This window comes from Microbacterium sp. LWH3-1.2, assembly GCF_040675855.1.
Classification (GTDB): domain Bacteria; phylum Actinomycetota; class Actinomycetes; order Actinomycetales; family Microbacteriaceae; genus Microbacterium.
This window is the reverse complement of the sequence record NZ_JBEGIK010000001.1, coordinates 645,947-662,898: the sequence shown is the minus strand read 5'-3', so window position 1 is coordinate 662,898 and position 16,952 is coordinate 645,947. Positions and strand designations below refer to the sequence as shown.

The 16,952-nt window shown below is 71.2% G+C and carries 15 protein-coding genes; 7 read left to right on the top strand and 8 right to left on the bottom strand.

The window, feature by feature from the left end; all coding sequences use genetic code 11:
- The first annotated feature begins 17 nt into the window (after nt 1-17).
- Nucleotides 18-1,163, top strand: a complete 1,146-nt coding sequence (locus MRBLWH3_RS03150; protein WP_363428631.1) for a SulP family inorganic anion transporter — start codon at nt 18-20, stop codon at nt 1,161-1,163.
- Between the two features lie 100 nt (nt 1,164-1,263).
- On the opposite strand, the gene MRBLWH3_RS03145 is transcribed toward MRBLWH3_RS03150, so the two are convergent.
- From MRBLWH3_RS03145 to MRBLWH3_RS03130, 4 genes are all read right to left on the bottom strand, one after another.
- Nucleotides 1,264-2,178, bottom strand: a complete 915-nt coding sequence (locus tag MRBLWH3_RS03145; protein WP_363428629.1) for a formylglycine-generating enzyme family protein — start codon at nt 2,176-2,178, stop codon at nt 1,264-1,266.
- Between the two features lie 103 nt (nt 2,179-2,281).
- Nucleotides 2,282-2,953, bottom strand: a complete 672-nt coding sequence (locus MRBLWH3_RS03140) for a GAP family protein (RefSeq protein WP_363428627.1) — start codon at nt 2,951-2,953, stop codon at nt 2,282-2,284.
- Nucleotides 2,954-3,014: 61 nt separating this feature from the next.
- Nucleotides 3,015-3,854, bottom strand: coding sequence for an LLM class F420-dependent oxidoreductase (locus MRBLWH3_RS03135; protein WP_363428625.1), 840 nt, complete (start codon nt 3,852-3,854; stop codon nt 3,015-3,017).
- 11 nt (nt 3,855-3,865) lie between these two features.
- Nucleotides 3,866-4,504: a hypothetical protein gene (locus MRBLWH3_RS03130; RefSeq protein ID WP_363428623.1), complete on the bottom strand. Its 639-nt coding sequence runs from the start codon at nt 4,502-4,504 to the stop codon at nt 3,866-3,868.
- A gap of 129 nt (nt 4,505-4,633) precedes the next feature.
- Here MRBLWH3_RS03130 and MRBLWH3_RS03125 point away from each other — a divergent pair, with 129 nt between their 5' ends.
- From MRBLWH3_RS03125 to MRBLWH3_RS03115, 3 genes are all read left to right on the top strand, one after another.
- Nucleotides 4,634-5,851: a glycosyltransferase gene (locus MRBLWH3_RS03125; RefSeq protein ID WP_363428621.1), complete on the top strand. Its 1,218-nt coding sequence runs from the start codon at nt 4,634-4,636 to the stop codon at nt 5,849-5,851.
- Nucleotides 5,852-5,857: 6 nt separating this feature from the next.
- Nucleotides 5,858-7,114, top strand: a complete 1,257-nt coding sequence (locus MRBLWH3_RS03120; RefSeq protein ID WP_363428619.1) for a glycosyltransferase family 4 protein — start codon at nt 5,858-5,860, stop codon at nt 7,112-7,114.
- Between the two features lie 338 nt (nt 7,115-7,452).
- Nucleotides 7,453-8,475: a GlxA family transcriptional regulator gene (locus tag MRBLWH3_RS03115; RefSeq protein WP_363428617.1), complete on the top strand. Its 1,023-nt coding sequence runs from the start codon at nt 7,453-7,455 to the stop codon at nt 8,473-8,475.
- Nucleotides 8,476-8,506: 31 nt separating this feature from the next.
- On the opposite strand, the gene MRBLWH3_RS03110 is transcribed toward MRBLWH3_RS03115, so the two are convergent.
- Entirely contained in the window at nt 8,507-8,917 is a 411-nt protein-coding gene (locus MRBLWH3_RS03110) for a DUF7144 family membrane protein (RefSeq protein WP_363428615.1), read from the bottom strand.
- A 215-nt stretch (nt 8,918-9,132) separates the two neighbouring features.
- Between MRBLWH3_RS03110 and MRBLWH3_RS03105 the strand changes: the two genes are divergently transcribed.
- Together MRBLWH3_RS03105 and MRBLWH3_RS03100 are read left to right on the top strand one after the other, a co-directional pair.
- On the top strand, nt 9,133-10,797 hold the full coding sequence (locus tag MRBLWH3_RS03105; RefSeq protein ID WP_363428613.1) for a SulP family inorganic anion transporter: 1,665 nt from the start codon (nt 9,133-9,135) through the stop codon (nt 10,795-10,797).
- Between the two features lie 91 nt (nt 10,798-10,888).
- On the top strand, nt 10,889-13,096 hold the full coding sequence (locus MRBLWH3_RS03100) for an ATP-dependent Clp protease ATP-binding subunit (RefSeq protein WP_363428611.1): 2,208 nt from the start codon (nt 10,889-10,891) through the stop codon (nt 13,094-13,096).
- Between the two features lie 187 nt (nt 13,097-13,283).
- On the opposite strand, the gene MRBLWH3_RS03095 is transcribed toward MRBLWH3_RS03100, so the two are convergent.
- Entirely contained in the window at nt 13,284-13,865 is a 582-nt protein-coding gene (locus tag MRBLWH3_RS03095) for a nitroreductase family protein (RefSeq protein ID WP_363428609.1), read from the bottom strand.
- A gap of 130 nt (nt 13,866-13,995) precedes the next feature.
- Here MRBLWH3_RS03095 and MRBLWH3_RS03090 point away from each other — a divergent pair, with 130 nt between their 5' ends.
- Complete coding sequence (locus MRBLWH3_RS03090) at nt 13,996-14,838, top strand: UbiA family prenyltransferase (RefSeq protein ID WP_363428607.1); 843 nt, start codon at nt 13,996-13,998, stop codon at nt 14,836-14,838.
- Between the two features lie 274 nt (nt 14,839-15,112).
- On the opposite strand, the gene MRBLWH3_RS03085 is transcribed toward MRBLWH3_RS03090, so the two are convergent.
- Together MRBLWH3_RS03085 and MRBLWH3_RS03080 are read right to left on the bottom strand one after the other, a co-directional pair.
- The gene (locus MRBLWH3_RS03085; RefSeq protein ID WP_363428605.1) at nt 15,113-16,246 is read right to left on the bottom strand and encodes an FAD-dependent oxidoreductase; all 1,134 of its coding nucleotides are present in this window, start codon (nt 16,244-16,246) and stop codon (nt 15,113-15,115) included.
- Nucleotides 16,239-16,943, bottom strand: a complete 705-nt coding sequence (locus tag MRBLWH3_RS03080) for a methyltransferase domain-containing protein (protein ID WP_363428603.1) — start codon at nt 16,941-16,943, stop codon at nt 16,239-16,241. Before MRBLWH3_RS03080 ends, MRBLWH3_RS03085 begins: the two co-directional genes overlap by 8 nt.
- Nucleotides 16,944-16,952 lie beyond the last annotated feature (9 nt).

Here is a 16,952-nt window from a genome sequence, read left to right as displayed (position 1 = left end):
CGCGTCGTCCGATTCGAGTGAGTCTGCGGACGGATGCCGCGTCGCCCGGTCATCGGCACCCGCTCGCGGCGGTGGCCGAGGCTCTCGGCAGCATCGACGGGGCGACCGTCGCCCTGTCGGCGGGGTCGATCGCGACGCTGCTGCTGCGGAGGTTCGCGCCGAAGGTGCCCGGCGGGCTCGTGGTCGTCGTCGCGGGCATCCTCCTCGTCGCGTTCGCCGGACTCGACGACGCGGGCGTCGCCCTCATCGCGCCGGTTCCCTCGGGCCTGCCCCTTCCGGGGCTCCCCGACTTCTCAGCCCTTCCGGCGCTCGTGCCCGGTGCACTGGCGATCGCCGTGATGGCCTTCCTCGAGTCCGCGGCGGTGGCCCGCGGCATCCGTCGGCCGATAGAGCCGCAGATCGACAGCAACCAGGAGCTGCTGGCGACCGGCGCCGCCAACGTCGCGGGTGCGTTCTTCACGACCATGCCGGCCGCCGGCGGGTTCTCGCAGAGCGCGGTCAACCAGAGCGCCGGCGCCAAGACGCAGGCCTCGACCCTGGTGACCGTCGCGCTCGCCGTGCTGGTCGCGCTGTTCCTCGGACCCGTGCTGAGCCTGCTGCCCCAGGCGACGCTCGCGGCACTGGTGTTCGTCGCCGTGAGCGGTCTCATCGACATCCCCGAGCTCGTCCGGTGGGCGCGGATCAGCCCCCGGGACTTCTGGCTCGCCGTCGCCGTGGCGCTGGTGGGGCTGTCTGCCGGGCTGCTCGCCGCGGTCGCGGTGGGGGTCGCGGCCACCCTCGTGATGGTGCTGCGCGAGCTCAACACCCCGAAGCTCGAGATCGAGGCGCGTCGCGGCGACGTCGTCGCCGTCCACGTCATGCGCGAGGTCTACACGGCGAGCGTCCTCGAGAACGAGCATGCGCTCGCCGCGCTCGCCGCACGCGAGAAGGCGACCGCCCTGGTGCTCGACCTCGAGCGTCAGGACGTCATGACGATGACGGTGCTCGACATGCTCGCCGATCTGGACCGCGAACTGGCGCACCACGGGGTGATGCTGCATCTCGCCGCGCTGCCCGGGTCCGCCGCCGCCGTCGCGCAGAAGACGCCGTGGTACCAAGTGCTCCAGACCGCCGGTCGTGGGCACGCCACGGTCGAGGACGCCCTCGCGGCGGCGTCGGCCTGACACGCGCGTCGAGACGACGAGGGGACGGATGCCGCGGCATCTGCCCCCGTCTCGCTCGTGCGGACCGTTACTGGCAGGACCTGGGCCGTTCGCGCGCCGGTCAGGCGTCGCTCGCGCAGCGGAATCCGATGTGCGACATGCCGGTGTCCTCCGCCTGGGGCGAGCGGGCCGCGGGGCGGAAGCGCAGGCAGTACTCCGGCGAGCACAGGTGCGACCCGCCCTTGAGTACGCGTCGAGGGATCGCCGGGAATCCCTCCTGGGCGCTCGCGGCGGCGAGCAGGTTCGCGCGTTTGCCGGCGTCGACGGGCTTGTCCGACAGGCGGAGGTGCCGCGGTGTGTAGTAGTCGGTGGTCCACTCCCAGACGTTTCCGGTCATGTCGTAGAGGCCGTAGCCGTTGGGCTCGTATGAGCCGACGGGCGCGGCATCCCCGACGCCCTGGTTGTCGTACGGGAACCGCCCGAGCCACGAGTTCGCCTGCGCCACGCCGCCCGGGTAGGCCTCGTCGCCCCATGCGAACCGCGCCCCTGCGAGCCCGCCGCGGGCGGCGTACTCGTGCTCGGCCTCGGAGGGCAGGCGCAGGCCCGCCCACTCGGCGTAGGCGGTCGCGTCCTCGAAGGCGACGTGGACGACCGGATGCTGCATCCGCTCGTCGATCGAGGACGCGGGTCCGAACGGCCGGCGCCAGAACGCGCCCGGCTGCCACCGCCACCAGTTGCGCCAGTCGCGCAGGTCGACGGGGCCGGCGGTCGGGGTGAACACCATCGCGCCAGGGACGAGGTCCGCGGGGTCCGCGCCCTCGAACGCGGCCGGGTCGAGCTCGCGCTCGGCGACCGTGACGTACCCGGTGTCGTCGACGAACTCGGCGTACTGCGCGTTGGTGACCGCGCGCCGGTCGATGCGGAACGGCGCGACCTCGCGCTCGTGCACGGGCTGCTCGTCGGGGTAGAACTCGTCGGACCCCATGCGGAACACGCCGCCGTCGAGGAGCACCTGGTCGTGGGTCGCCGAAGTCACCGCTCCACCGTAGCCCGCCGCGAATCCCCACGGCCCGCTGCTCACCTGTCACGACGCGCCGCCCGACCCTGCACATCGTGACAGGTGAGCAGGCGGCGGCGGATCAGAAGCTGCCGATGCCCTTGCCGATGAGCGAGACGCCGATGACGAGCAGCAGCACGGCCATGATGACCGCGTTCTCCTTCGCGAGCCACACGCGCAGCGCGTCGAGCGGTCCGCGGAGCTTCTCGGCGGCGATGAGGTAGCCGACCACCGGGACGAGGACGGTGGATGCGGCGATCAACGTGAAGATCGCGATCGCGAGCACGATCGAGCCGACGTCGAGGCCCGCCGAACCGATGTCGACGCCGGTGGCTGCAGCCATGAGGAGGTTCTTCGGGTTGACCGCCGACAGGAGGAAACCGAGGCCGAAAGCGACCGGGAAAGTGACCTTGTCGATCGCCTGCATCCACTTCGGCATCGCCGGCTCCGCGCCTGCCCGGGGTCGCCGGCGCCACTGGCGCAGCGCGAGGAGCAGCAGCCCCGCCCCCAGCACGAGCTGGATCACGCCCTTGGTCGGCGTCGAGGCATCCGAGTCCTGCGAGGGGAGGATCGACGACAGCAGCGTGAACAGCGTTACGGCGACGACGATGCCGAGCACCCAGCCGAGCAGGAACCCGACGCTCGTGACCCGCGCCTTCGGGGACAGGAGCATGAGGATCGCCGCGATGATCGGGATCGGGCTGATCGCCACACCGAGGGCGAGCGGAAGGATCTCTCCGATGACGGTGCCCATGGGCGTGCCTCCTGGCGGTGTCGAACGATATCGGCGTGGCCACCGTATCGGCCGATCGCCGTCAGAGTCCGTTGATCCGGTCGCGCCAGTCCAGGAGCGCCTTCACCGGCGCGAGGTCGTAGTCGGGACCGTCGATCGCAGGGACGATCAGCCGGAAGCCGAGGTCGTACAGGTGGGACGCGGCATCCGTCCGCTCGAGCAGTGGGCCGAATCCGCGCACCGTGTATCCGGTCGACAACTCGATGTCGGCAGGGTCGCGACCCTCGCGCGCGCACCATTCGTGCAGCACGCCGATCTTGCGCGGCAGCTCGTACAGCGACGTGAACGTGTGCCAGATGTCGGCGTGCTGGGCGACCAGCCGCAGCGTCTTGCGCTCGCCCTGGCCGCCGATGAGGATCGGGATCCGCCGCGTCGGCGGCGGGTTCAGACGGTCCCAGCGGGCGCGCACGCGCGCCAGGTCCGCAGCGAGATCGTCGAGGCGCGAGCCCACGGTGCCGAACTCGTAGCCGTACTCGTCGTAGTCGTGCTGCGCCCAGCCCGATCCGGTGCCGAAGATGAGCCGGCCCGCACCGGGCGCGCGGGCGCTGATGTGGTCGACCGTGCGGGCCATGTCGGCTTGCAGGTCGGGGTTGCGGTACGAGCTGCAGTTGACGAGCGGACCGAACTCGACGCGCTCGGTCTGTTCGGCCATCGCGGCGAGCACCGTCCACGCCTCGAAGTGCGGCGCGTCGAACGGCTCGGTGAGCGGGAAGAAGTGGTCCCAGGTGAAGACGACGTCGACGCCGAGCTCCTCCGCGCGCAGCACGGCGTCGCGATAGCCCGTGTACGACCCGTGCTGGGGCGCGAGCTGCACGCCGATCCGCAGGGGGCGATGGGACGACGGATGCTTCGGCTCGGTCACGACCCGGAGCCTCAGTTCTTCGGCTCGATGCGGAGCACCTCGGGCGACTCGCCGACCGTGAGGTCGTCGACGACGCGGAGGGTGCGCGCGAGGTCGTCGACGCTGCCGATCACGGTGCCGAAGCGCTCGCGGTCGGAGCACACCGCGGTCACGGTGACGAAGTGCGTGCCGGTGTCCCACGTGTACGTGGCGAACGGCGGGGTGCGCTGGTCGGACGGCAGCGCCATCTCGAGCTTCTCGCCGACGCCGAGGTAGGGGTTGCGGAAGCTCTCGGTGTCGTCGTACTCCATCGGCATCATGGCGCGCGCGGCCCGGAGGTCGTTCGTGGCCTGCTGCACCTGCGCCATCACCACGACGAGCTCGGCGTCGGCCTTCCACACCCAGACGAGAACGCGGCCCGCCGCCTTGCGGATCAGGAACGGCGCCGCCTGGCTCATCGCCCAGGCGGCGAAGCCAGACCCGGAGCGCGGCTGCCGACCGGTCGTGGGCGACTCGAGCTGCGCCGCGCCCGCAGGGCCGATCATCATTCCGCCGGCCTGGTTGAGCAGCATCCGTATCGCCGTCTTCCGGTGACGGCGCCCGCGCAAGCCGAGTGACTCGGTCACGGGCACCCAGAGGTTCGGGTCGGCGTCGGCCTGAAGTCGGGGCATGCGACCAGGGTACGTGCCATGACTGGCGCGTTCCTGGGGAGCCTCCGGGACCCCTCGGGTAGGGTGGAGGGGCGCGCGGCGACCAGCCGCTGCCGCGCGTCCCCGCCGCACAGACAGGCCTCCAACCCCGTGACCGATCCTGCGACGCCCGACGACACCCCCGCCGCCGCCGCGAGTCCTCGCGCACTGACGATCCTCTACGGCGCCGACACGTTCCTCCCGCACGTGAACGGCGCCGCCCGCTTCGCGGAGCGCCTCGCCGCCGGCATGGTGCAGCGCGGTCATGAGGTGCACGTGATGGCGCCCAGCAAGACGCACCGCGAGCACGGCACGTTCACCGAGGTCATCGAGGGCCAGTCGATGACGATGCACCGACTGCCGTCGTGGCGCTGGTATCCGCACGACTGGCTCACGTTCGTCATGCCGTTCCGGTCGAAGTACTACGCCCGCCGCGTGCTCGACGAGGTGCGGCCCGACGTGGTGCACATCCAGTCCCACATCGTGATCGGACGCGGCCTCACGCGCGAGGCGCGCAAGCGCGGCATCCCCGTCGTCGCGACGAACCACGTCATGGCCGAGAACGTGCTCGACTTCACGGTGCTCCCACCCTCGTGGACGCAGTACGCGGTCAAGCTCGCGTGGGAGGACGCGGAGCGCACGTTCAAGATGACGCGCGCCGTCACGACGCCGACCCGCAAGGCGGCGGAGTTCCTCGAGCGCACGATCGACATCAAGGACGTCATCCCCGTCAGCTGCGGCATCGACGCCTCGAACTACACGGCCGACCTCACGCCCCGCGACGCGCACCGGCTGGTGTTCGTCGGGCGGCTCACGACCGAGAAGCAGATCGACGTCGTGCTGCGCGCGATCGCGACGCTCGACCCCGCGCTCGATGTGCGCTTCGACATCGTGGGCTCGGGCGACCAGCGCCGCAACCTCGAGCAGCTCGTCGGCGAGCTCGGCCTCGGCGACCGCGTGCACTTCCACGGCCACACCACCGACGAGGAGCTGCGGTCGCTCCTCACCTACGCGAGCCTGTTCGTGATCGCCTCGATCGCCGAGCTGCAGTCCATCGCGACCATGGAGGCGATGGCGTCGGGCCTGCCGATCGTCGCCGCCGACGCGGTGGCCCTCCCGCACCTCGTGCACGACGGCGAGAACGGCTACCTCTTCCGCCCCGGCGACGTCGACGACCTCGCCGCCAAGCTCACGACGGTGCTGACGCAGTCGCCCGAGGATCGTGCACGCATGCAGCAGGCTTCGCTCGAGGGCGTGAAGGTGCACGACATGAAGCGCACCCTCGACACGTTCGAGGCGCTGTACCGTGACGAGCCCCTGCCCGAGTAGGCCGCCGTGCACGTCGTGATGTTCGGCGACCAGCACGCTGAGTCGCTCGGCGGGGCGCAGGTCTCGATGCGGCTGCAGCGGCGCTTCCTCGAGAAGGCCGGTCACACCGTCACGATGGTCGCCCCCGCGATGCACGGCCCGCGGGCGCAGGCGGCGGCGGGCGACCATGCCTACGTGGACCTGCCGTCGGTCCCCATCACGGCGGACCGCGAATACTCGATGACGTGGCCGGGGCGGCGCACCGATCGGTGGCTGGACGCTGCGATGACGGGCCGCCCGCCGGTCGACGTGGTGCACATCCAGGGCGACTTCTGGGGCGCGTTCATCGGCGTGCGATACGCCGAGCGGCACGGCATCCCGATCGTGCACACGATGCACAACCGGCTCGACGTCGGGATCGAGGCGACCACGCCCCTCCCGAAGACTGTGCTGCGGCTTCTCAACGCGTGGCAGCGCCGGGCGCTCGGGCGGCGCGCCGGCGAGTCGGAGCGCGGGCACGACGGCTGGGCGTACCTGCGCCGGTTCGGCGCCCGCGCCGCCGCCATCACCGCCCCGTCGACGCATTTCGCGCGCCGGCTCGAGGCGAACGGAGTCCTGCCCGGGGCCCGTGCGCCGGTGGGTGCGGTGGTCGATGTCATCTGGAACGGCATCGACGACGACGTGCTCGACGAGGTGCTCGCGGCTCTTCCCGACATCCCGCCTGACCCCGCGTCGGTTCTGGAGCGTCGGCCGCGGTTCGTGTGGCTCGGGCGGATGAGCCCCGAGAAGCGGCTGATGCCCTTCGTCGAGGCGCTCGCCGCGTCGGGGGTCGAGGCGGAGGTCGAGGTCATCGGCGGGGGCGGGCAGCTGCGCGCGGCCCGGCGTCTCGTCGAGAGGCTCCTGCCTCGCGCGACCGTGACCTTCGCGGGACGGATGCCGTACGCCCGCACCCTGCGGCGCATCGCAGCCGCGGACGCCGTCGTGCAGACCTCGATCGGCTTCGAGACGCAGGGCATGACGATCTTCGAGGCGGCATCGCTCGGGACGCCGGCCGTGGTGAGCGACCCCGACCTGGCGGCCGAGCTCGGAACCGGCTTCTGGGCCGTGGGCGACGGCGCCACCCCCGACCCGTCGGTCGCCGCGCTCGCCGACGCGCTGCGGGCCGCAGCATCCGATATCTCCGCCGGAACGGCCCGCGTGCCCGACCCGACCATCCGCGAGCGCTTCCGGCAGTCGTCGCGCACCGCGGCGATGGTCGAGGTCTACGACCGCGTCACTCCCTGACTCACCCGCGACGTCGCGCGGATCGATCCTCATTTGAGGACGAGAGCCGGGATGAGGAGCGAATCGCGGGATCAGCTCCTCATCCCAGCTCTGATCCTCAGTTGAGGATCAGGGCTGGGGTGGGCCGGCGCCGCTCAGGGGAGGCGGGTGCGGTCGGTGGGAATCCGGCGGTAACCGTCGGAGTGGAGGGCGGCGATCGTCGATGCGAGGGCCACCGCTGACAGGGCTGCGAGAAGAATCACCATGAACATGGCAGAAACGCTACGCTTGCATCAGTCCTGCCACGAGTGGCAGAATAGCCACACATCGTAGGAAAACTGCCAGTCGCGGAGGTTCGCATGAGAACGGTGGCCTGTATCGTCACGGACGGTTTCGCGCCGTTCGAGTTCGGAGTCGCGTGCGAGGCCTTCGGCCTCGACCGGTCCGACGACGGCATCCCCAACTTCGACTTCCGGGTCGTCACACCCGACCCGGGCGTCGTGCAGTCGAAGATGGGGTTCTCGATCAATGTCGACGCGGACCTGTCGTTCGCGTACGAGGCCGACCTCGTCGTCGTGTCGCCGGTTCCTCACCAGTACTGGGGCAGCATCGACGAACGGGTGCTCGACGTGATCCGCGACGCGGTCGCCCGCGACGCGTGGGTGCTGAGCGTGTGCAGCGGCTCATTCGTCGTCGCGGCCTCGGGTGTGCTCGACGGCCGCCGCGCGACGACGCACTGGATGTACGCGCAGAAGATGAAGGACATGTACCCGTCGATCGATGTCGACCCGGACGTGCTCTACGTGCAGGACGGCCGCATCATCACGAGCGCCGGCACCGCGGCCGGGCTCGACGCCTGCCTGCACCTGCTGCGCCAGGAGCTCGGCGCCGAGCTCACCAACATCATCGCCCGCCGTATGGTCGTGCCCCCGCAGCGCGACGGCGGCCAGGCCCAGTTCATCGCCAACCCGCTGCCCGCCACGACGTCGCTCTCGCTCGCGCCGGTCACCGACTGGATGCTCGACAACCTGCGCCTCGACCTCACCGTCGACCAGCTCGCGGCGAAGGCGCACATGTCCCCGCGCACGTTCGCGCGCCGCTTCAAGGCCGACCACGGCGCGACCCCCGCCGCATGGCTCGCGCGTCAGCGGATCATCCACGCCCAGCGCCTGCTCGAGAAGACCGACCTCGGCCTCGACCGCATCGCCTACGAGAGCGGGTTCGGTTCGGCGGCGGTCCTGCGCCAGAACTTCGCGCGCGTGCTCGGCACCACGCCGACGTCATATCGCTCGCGCTTCGCCTGCAACCTCGATGGGATGACGGATGCCTCGGCCTCCGCCGAAGCGGGAGCCGAGGCATCCGTCCTCGAATCCGTGGCGTAGGGGGTCGTGGTTCGACGACCCCTTCGACGGGTCAGGCCTTCTTGGCGTCGATCTCGCGGCCGTGGACCGTGAGCGCGTAGATCACGAGCACGTCGATCGCGAGGAGCGCGATCGACAGCCACGGCTGGACCGAGATGAGCGTGATCTGGCCGATCGCGTTGATCGCGACGAGCACGATCGCGGTGATGCGGGCCCAGGTCGCACCCAGAAGCAGGAAGATGCCCACGAGGATGAGCAGCGCGCCGGCGATCAGGTGCCACCAGCCCCAGCCCTGCACGTCGATCGAGAAGAGGCCGATCTGGGCGAGGAAATAGGCGGTGTCAGGGCCGATGAGGGCCTGGAGGCCGTGGAAGGCGTCGATCGTGCCGCCGACGATGAGCACGACGGCCGCGAAGACGCCCCATCCTGCCCATCCGGAGGTGTTCACGTCAGTGTTGGTCATGGCGAGGTCCCTTCAAGTCGGCCCGAGGCCGTTCGACGTCGGGCGGCATCGCGCACCCGAGCGGGCAGTGAGTCCCGCTAGGCGCCACACTAGCCATCCTGGGAGAATCCTGGGAAGAGATCGCTTCATGCATGTCGTGTGAATTACGCGGGATGACTCCGCGGGTCGGGAAGGGAAGCCGCCGGCCGCGTCCCGGCCTTCGCTAGCGTGTGACCGTGGCGTTCGATCCGAGATCGTGGTTCTCCCGTGAGACGCTGCGCAAGGACGCCGTCGCGGGGGTGATCCTCGGCGTCGAGGCGGTGCCGGACGGTCTCGCAGCCGGACTCCTCGCCGGGGTGAACCCGCTCGCCGGCCTCTACGGCTACCTCTTCGGCATGGTCGGTGCGGCCGTGCTCACCAGCAGTGCGTTCATGGCCGTGCAGGCGACGAGCGCGATGGCGCTCGTCGTTTCGGATGCCGGGCTCGACACGCTCCCCGATCCCGACCGCGGACTCTTCACGCTCGCGATCCTGACCGGCATCATCATGGTCATCGCCGGCCTGCTGAAGGGCGGCCGGCTCATCAGCTTCGTGCCGACCGCCGTCATGACGGGGTTCGTCACGGCGATCGGCGTCAACATCATCCTGGGTCAGCTGTCGAACTTCACCGGCTACCAGGCGCAGGGGGCGAATCGGCTGCTCAAGACCATCGACGTCCTCGTGCACGTCGGGCAGTGGAACATCCCGTCGCTCGTCGTCGGCGCGATCGCGATCCTCGTCATCGTGGTGCTCCTGCCGACCCGGGTGGGCAGCATGGGCCTCGTCATCGCCGTCGTGGTGGGCTCGGTGTGCGCGGTGCTGCTCAATCTCTGGGTGCCGAACTCCGTCCTGCTGCTGCGCGACATCGTTGACGTGCCGCGCGGCCTGCCCGCGCCGGTGCTGCCCAGCATCGCCGACGTGCCGACGCTGCTCATCCCCGCGCTGTCGCTGACGTTCATCGGCCTCGTGCAGGGCGCGGCCGTCTCGGCCGGCATCCCGACCGCCGACGGCAAGCGCGCGGACGCGAACCGCGACTTCATGGGGCAGGGACTCGGCAACGTCGTGTCGGGACTCTTCCAGGGCATGCCGGTCGGGGGGTCGATGTCGGGATCCTCGCTCATCGTGCAGGCGGGGGCGAAGACCCGGCTCTCGCTCTTCGTCGCCGGGGCCGTCATGGCGGTCGTCGTGTTCCTCCTGGCGGACGTCGTCGCCTTCGTGGCGATGCCGGCACTGGCGGGCTTGCTCATCGTCGTGGGATGGCGCGCCATCAAGCCCAGTCGCGTGTACTCCGTGATGAGATCCGGGCCTCTTCCGACGACGATCATGGCCGTCACCTTCGGGCTGACGCTGATCATCCCGCTGCAGTTCGCGGTGCTCGTCGGCGTGGGCCTCGGCGTCATCCTGTACGTGGCCGAGCAGTCCAACAGCGTGCGCGTGCGCGCGGTGCACCTGGCGGACGACGGCCGCATGCGCGAGAGCGACCCGCCGGCCGTCGTCCCGCGGGGGGAGGTGCTCGTGCTGCAGCCCTACGGCAGCCTCTTCTTCGCCAGCGCGCCGGTGTTCGAGCGGCAGCTGCCCGACGTGAGCCGAGAGTCGAGCGGCTCGGTCGTCATCGTGCGCCTGCGAGGCACCGACGAGATCGGGCTCTCGCACGTCGAGGTGCTGCGCCGGTTCGCCGCCGAACTGCGCGACGCCGACTCGACCCTGAAGGTCGTCGCGACCGAGGATCGCGTCATCTCGCAGCTCGACGCCGGGGGGCTGACCGCCGACATCGGCGTCGACAACGTGTACCGCGGCACGGAATGGGTCGGCGAGGGACTGCGCCGCGCCTACGCCGACGCCCGCGCGGAGATCGAGGGCTAGCGCGGCGTTGCTCGGTGAGCGGCTCGCTGGTAAACTTGAGCCAATACGACTCAACTTTGAACGGTTGAGGTCCACAGATTTCAGGAGACACATGAACGCCACGCAACAGCCCGGGCAGGAGGACGCGCAGAGCGCCCTCGAGCAGTTCGGGATCAACCTCACCGACCGCGCCCGCCAGGGCAAGCTCGACCCGGTCATCGGACGAGACAGCGAGATCCGGCGCGTCAGCCAGGTGCTGACCCGCCGCACCAAGAACAACCCCGTCCTCATCGGCGAGCCGGGCGTCGGCAAGACCGCCGTCGTCGAAGGCCTGGCTCAGCGCATCGTCGCGGGCGACGTCGCGGAGTCGCTCAAGAACAAGGAGCTCGTCACCCTCGACATCTCCGCGCTCGTCGCCGGCGCGATGTACCGCGGCCAGTTCGAGGAGCGCCTGAAGAGCGTGCTCAAAGAGATCACCGAGTCCGACGGGCGCATCATCACGTTCATCGACGAGCTGCACGTGCTCATGGGTGCGGGTGGCGGCGAGGGGTCGGTCGCGGCATCCAACATGCTCAAGCCCATGCTCGCCCGCGGCGAGCTTCGCCTCATCGGCGCGACCACGCTGAACGAGTACCGCGAGTTCATCGAGAAGGATGCTGCGCTCGAGCGCCGCTTCCAGCAGGTCTATGTCGGCGAGCCCAGCGTCGAAGACACGGTCGCGATCCTGCGCGGGCTCAAAGAGCGGTACGAGGCCCACCACAAGGTGGCCATCGCCGACGCAGCGCTCGTGGCCGCAGCATCCCTCAGCCATCGCTACATCCCCGCGCGACAGCTTCCCGACAAGGCCATCGACCTGATCGACGAGGCCGCGTCGCGGCTGCGCATGGAGATCGACTCGGCACCGCTCGAGATCGACGAGCTGCGCCGCCACGTCGACCGCCTCAAGCTCGAGGAGCTCGCGCTGAAGAAGGAGAAGGACGACGCCTCGAAGGAGCGCCTCGCGGCCCTGCGCGAGACCCTCGGCGCCGAGCAGGCCCGCCTCGGCGAGCTGCAGGACCGCTGGGAGCGCGAGCGCGCGTCGCTCAACCGCGTCGGCGACCTCAAGACCAAGCTCGACGCCGCGCGCATGGAGGCCGAGCGCGCGCAGCGTGAGGGCAACCTCGAGAAGGCGTCGCGGCTGCTCTACGCCGAGATCCCCTCGCTCGAGCGCCAATTGCTCGACGCCGAACGCGAAGAGCCCGCCGGCGACCGCATGGTCAACGAGCAGGTCACCGACGAGGACATCGCCGCCGTCATCGCGGCGTGGACCGGCATTCCCGTCGGTCGGCTGCTGCAGGGCGAGACCGAGAAGCTGCTGCACCTCGAGTCCGAGCTCGGCAAGCGCCTGATCGGGCAGAAGGACGCCGTGAAGGCGGTGTCCGACGCGGTGCGCCGGTCGCGTGCCGGCATCAGCGACCCCGGTCGCCCGACCGGCTCGTTCCTCTTCCTCGGCCCGACCGGCGTCGGCAAGACCGAGCTCGCCAAGGCGCTCGCCGAGTTCCTCTTCGACGACGAGCACGCCATGGTGCGCATCGACATGTCCGAGTACGGCGAGAAGCACACCGTCTCGCGCCTGGTCGGCGCCCCTCCCGGCTACATCGGGTACGAGCAGGGCGGCCAGCTCACCGAGGCGGTGCGGCGGCGCCCGTACTCGGTCGTGCTGCTCGACGAGGTGGAGAAGGCGCACCCCGAGGTGTTCGACGTGCTGCTGCAGGTCATGGACGACGGTCGCCTCACCGACGGCCAGGGTCGCACGGTCGACTTCACGAACGTGATCCTGATCCTCACGTCGAACCTGGGCTCGCCGATCCTCATCGACCCGACCCTCTCGACCGAGCAGAAGCGCGACGCCGTCATGGCGATCGTCCGCCAGGCGTTCAAGCCGGAGTTCCTCAACCGGCTCGACGACGTCGTGATGTTCGCCGCGCTCACCGAGGACGACCTGGCGCAGATCGTCGAGCTCGCCGTGGACGCCCTGCAGCGCCGCCTCAAGGACCGGCGCCTCACCCTCGCGGTCACGCCCGACGCGCGGGCCTGGCTCGCCGAGCGCGGATACGACCCGGTCTTCGGCGCCCGGCCGCTGCGGCGCCTCATCCAGTCCGAGATCCAGGACCGCCTCGCGATGGCGCTGCTCTCGGGTGGCGTGCGCGACGGCGACGTGGTGCGCGTGGATGTCGCCGCCGACGGCTCGCAGCTCGTGCTGACCAGCGACGGCCCGACCGCGCCCGAGCCCGCGGCCGACGACGATGACGTGATCGAGGCCGAGCTCCTCGACGACTGACGCCCGGCGCCTTCTCCAGTTGGGGCGCATGCCGTGCGTTCGGGGCGCAACCGGCACGCCCCGAGTGCACGCGACGCGCCCCGAACCCGACACGGCGAGCGGAGATGACGGATGCCTCGGCCGGACATGACGGATGCCGTGCCCCGAACTGCGGGGCACGGCATCCGTTTCTCGTGATCGGGGCGGCTCAGTCGTTCACGAGCACGGACTCGGCGGCGGGGCGGCGCTCGCGCGGAGCGTTCTCGCGGGACTGCAGCTCTTCCGATGCGAGGCGGATGTCGCCGAGCTCGCCGATCGCCATGACGGTGACAGGGGTGAAGTCGGCGCTGAGATCGAAGCCGGCGGAGATCATCTCGGGGTCGAAGCCGCCCATCTGGCGGGTCGACAGGCCGTCGGCGTGCGCCTGCACGGTGAAGTGCGCCGCGACCTGGCCGGTGTCGTACTGCGCCCAGCGCATGGGCTCGCCGTCGCGCGTGGTCTCGGCGACGAACACGACGAGGGCGGCGGCGTCGCCCGCCCACGCGCTGTTGAAGCCGGCGAGCGAGCCGAGCACGGTCGCGTGCGCGGCCGAACCGCGGCGGGCGACGATGATGCGCCACGCCTGCGTGTTGGCGGCGGTCGGCGTCCAGCGGGCGGCCTCGAGCGCGCTTGCCAGGGCGGCCTCGTCGATGACCGACTCGCGGTCGAAGATGCGAGTGCTCCAGCGCTCGGCGAGCACGTCGATGATCGGCGCGTCGGTCTCGGCGGTGGGGGCGGTGAGAGTGGACATGGGTGTTCCTCTGGGGTCGAGCGATATCTGCCGGGACCCCGTCGGCCCGAATCCATGCAACGACATGGACCCGAGAACATTCCCTCGATGTCCTCCCGTGTCGCGGGGCGGGCCGTGAGAGCATCGACCCGTGCGTACCGTCCGGGCTCTGTGGGGCTCTTCGCATCCGGGGCCGACGCTCGTCGTGACGGCGCTGGCGCTCGCCCTCGGGCTCGCCACCGGGCTCGAGGCGTGGCGGCTCGCGCTGCTGACGGTGTCGGTCTTCGCAGGGCAGTTGTCGGTCGGGGTCTCGAACGACGCGATCGACGCGGCGCGCGATCGCGCGGTGCGGCGGACGGACAAGCCGATCGCCCGCGGTGACGTGTCGGCGCGGGTCGCCTGGGGGGCCGCCCTCGGTCTGCTGTCGCTGGCCCTCCTGCTCTCGATGCCGCTGGGATGGCGGATGCTGGCGGCCCACGCGCTGGCGCTCGGCTCGGCGTGGGCCTACAACGCGGGACTGAAGTCGACGCCGTGGTCGATCGCGCCCTTCCTCGTGAGCTTCGGGATCTTCCCGTCGCTCGCGACGCTGTCGGCGCACGATCCCTCGTTCGCGGCGTGGTGGGCATGGGTCGCCGGCGCGTCGCTCGGCGCCGCCGTGCACCTCACGAACGTGCTGCCCGACCTCGACGACGACGCCCGCACCGGGGTGCGCGGGCTTCCGCACCGGCTCGGCCCGAGGGTGTCGGCGATCGTCGCCGCCTTCGCCGTCGTGGGCGGAGCGGTCGCGGTGCTCCTCGGCGCGGCGGGAGGAGACCTCACGGCGGTGTCGCCGGTGTCGTGGGTCTTCTTCGTGGCCGTGGTCGGGGTGGCGGGCACGACCGCGTGGCGGGCGATCTCCAGACCGCCGAGCCGCGCACTGTTCCGGCTCGTGATGCTCGCCGCGCTGCTCCTCGCGGCGCAGATGGTGGCTTCGGGCAGCGCCTTCGTCGCCTGACGCCTGAGCGCCCGGGTAGCGAGAGACCGGGATCGCGCCGAGAAACCGCGGGGTTCACGGATTCTCGATGCGATGGGGGTTTCAGGATCTGATCGAGGTGTGGCCGCGCGAGGGCCGGGCCGCAGCATCCGTCTCCGGCTCTTTTCGGTTTGGGGCGCGCCGCGGGCGTTCGGGGCGCACGCCGTGCGCCCCAGGGGGACGCCGTGCGCCCCGAACCAGGGGACGGGACGTCCAGGGGCACGCGGTGCGCCCCAAACCCCGGGCAACGCGGGGATCAGGCGTCGACGTCGAAGCCCATCGAGTAGGCGCGGGCGAACAGCCGGCCCGACGCGCCGGTGAGCATCCCGCGCACCGCCGCGCGACGAACCGCATCGGCGCGGCCGCTCGGCCTGCCGAGCGCGGTGTTCACGCTCGCGAGCGCGGCCGCGCGTCGCGCCGACTGCACGCGCCGCGCTTCCCACCGCAGCAGCCCGAGGTCGGGCGCCGTGCCGGTGCGCACCCAGGAGGCCAGGAGCGGCGCCAGCGTCACCGCATCGAGAAGGCCGAGATTCATGCCCTGTCCGCCGATGGGACTGACCTCGTGGGCGGTGTCTCCGATCGCGAACACGCGGCCGTTCCGAAGCCGGGGGGCGACGACGCGGCGCACACCGAACGATGTCGCCGTCGACACCGCCTCGGCCGCCGCCTCCTCCCCGCGACGGCCGAGCGCGTCGCGCAGCCGCTGCGCGCGCGCCTCCGGCGCGTCTTCCGAGCCCGGTGCGTCCCAGGCGACGAACCGGCGGCGGCCGCCGGGCAGCGGAAAGGACTCGAGCACGCCGTCGGGATCGAGGTGGATCACGGCGAGTTCGTCGTCGGCGTCGGTGGCAGCATCCGTCATCAGATATCGGTCGCGATAGGCGCGCGCCGGCACGGCATCAGAGCGATAGACGAGGTCGCGTGCCGCGCCGCCGCCCGCGACGACGACGATGCGGCTCTCGGACTCGATGGGACGGCCGAGCAGGCCCGCCCGCACCACGACCGAATCCCGGCGCGGGATGACGGCGAGCACGTAGGCGCCGCGCAGCGGCGACGGCGCTGCTGTGCCGAGCACGGACTCGGTGGTCGCTTGCGGAAGCGTCGCGACGAACGGGAAGCGGGCCGACAGCACGTCGAAGCGCACGGTTCCGAGAACACGGCCTCGCGATCGGGCTTCGCCGCGTCGCACGCGCACCGCGCCGTCGAGCAGACGGCCCGTGAGGCCAGACGGTTCGAGAGCGGCCAGGACGGGGGAGTGGATGCCGATGGCCCTGGTGCCGTCGCCGACAGCGGGTCGCCGCTCCAGGAGCTCGACGTCGACTCCGCGGCGGGCGAGCTCGCCGGCGAGCAGCATCCCGACCGGCCCGGCGCCGACGATGGTGACGTCACGCACGGCCGCGCCCGACGGCGAGGATGCGGAAGGGCACCGGTGTCTGCACCGTCCACGCGTCCGGAGGACTGGCCTCGAGCGCTGCCGCGAGCTCGGATCGGGTGTAGCTGCGGCGGATCGAGCGGAGGCCGTCGATGCGCAGGAACGTGCCGTGCTGAAAGGGCGTGATGCCCACGGCGTAGAGCCCGTAGGCCAGCCGCGAACGCGCGATGTCGCTGTGCAGCACGATGCCGCGGGAGAGGGCGCGCGACTCCTCGACGAACGCGGGAAGCTCGTCGCCGAGGTGGTGGAGCACGTGGTTCGACAGCACCGCGTCGTACGTGTGTCCCTCGCGGACGAGGGCGGCAGCATCCGCTTCCCGAAAGCTCGCCCCGCCGATCGGCGGGCGCGCGAGGGCGACCTCGAGCGCCCGCGGGTCGGGGTCGATGCCGGTCCACGTCACCTCGAGCCCGTCGCGCCGGGCGGCCGCGGCGAGGCGGGCGACGAGGTCTCCGCCTCCGGCCCCGATGTCGAGGACGTGCGCCGGTCGTCCGAGCGAGGTCAGGTGCGGGCGCAGCCGCGTGCGGTACACGACTCCCCAGCCCGAGACGAGGCGGTTGACCGTGCCGAACCGCCGCAGCGTGGCGCGGAGCGCATCCGGATCGCAGTCCGGATCGTCCATGAGCTCGGCGAGCCGGTCGTCGCGGACGGCGAGGCTCATGCCGGCACC

Excerpts from the sequence above, each read along its gene's own strand:
- MRBLWH3_RS03140 (WP_363428627.1), bottom strand. The coding sequence starts at position 2,953 with ATGGGCACCGTCATCGGAGAGATCCTTCCGCTCGCCCTCGGTGTGGCG.
- MRBLWH3_RS03130 (WP_363428623.1), bottom strand. The coding sequence starts at position 4,504 with ATGCCCCGACTTCAGGCCGACGCCGACCCGAACCTCTGGGTGCCCGTG.
- MRBLWH3_RS03115 (WP_363428617.1), top strand. The coding sequence starts at position 7,453 with ATGAGAACGGTGGCCTGTATCGTCACGGACGGTTTCGCGCCGTTCGAG.
- MRBLWH3_RS03110 (WP_363428615.1), bottom strand. The coding sequence starts at position 8,917 with ATGACCAACACTGACGTGAACACCTCCGGATGGGCAGGATGGGGCGTC.
- MRBLWH3_RS03100 (WP_363428611.1), top strand. The coding sequence starts at position 10,889 with ATGAACGCCACGCAACAGCCCGGGCAGGAGGACGCGCAGAGCGCCCTC.
- MRBLWH3_RS03095 (WP_363428609.1), bottom strand. The coding sequence starts at position 13,865 with ATGTCCACTCTCACCGCCCCCACCGCCGAGACCGACGCGCCGATCATC.
- MRBLWH3_RS03080 (WP_363428603.1), bottom strand. The coding sequence starts at position 16,943 with ATGAGCCTCGCCGTCCGCGACGACCGGCTCGCCGAGCTCATGGACGAT.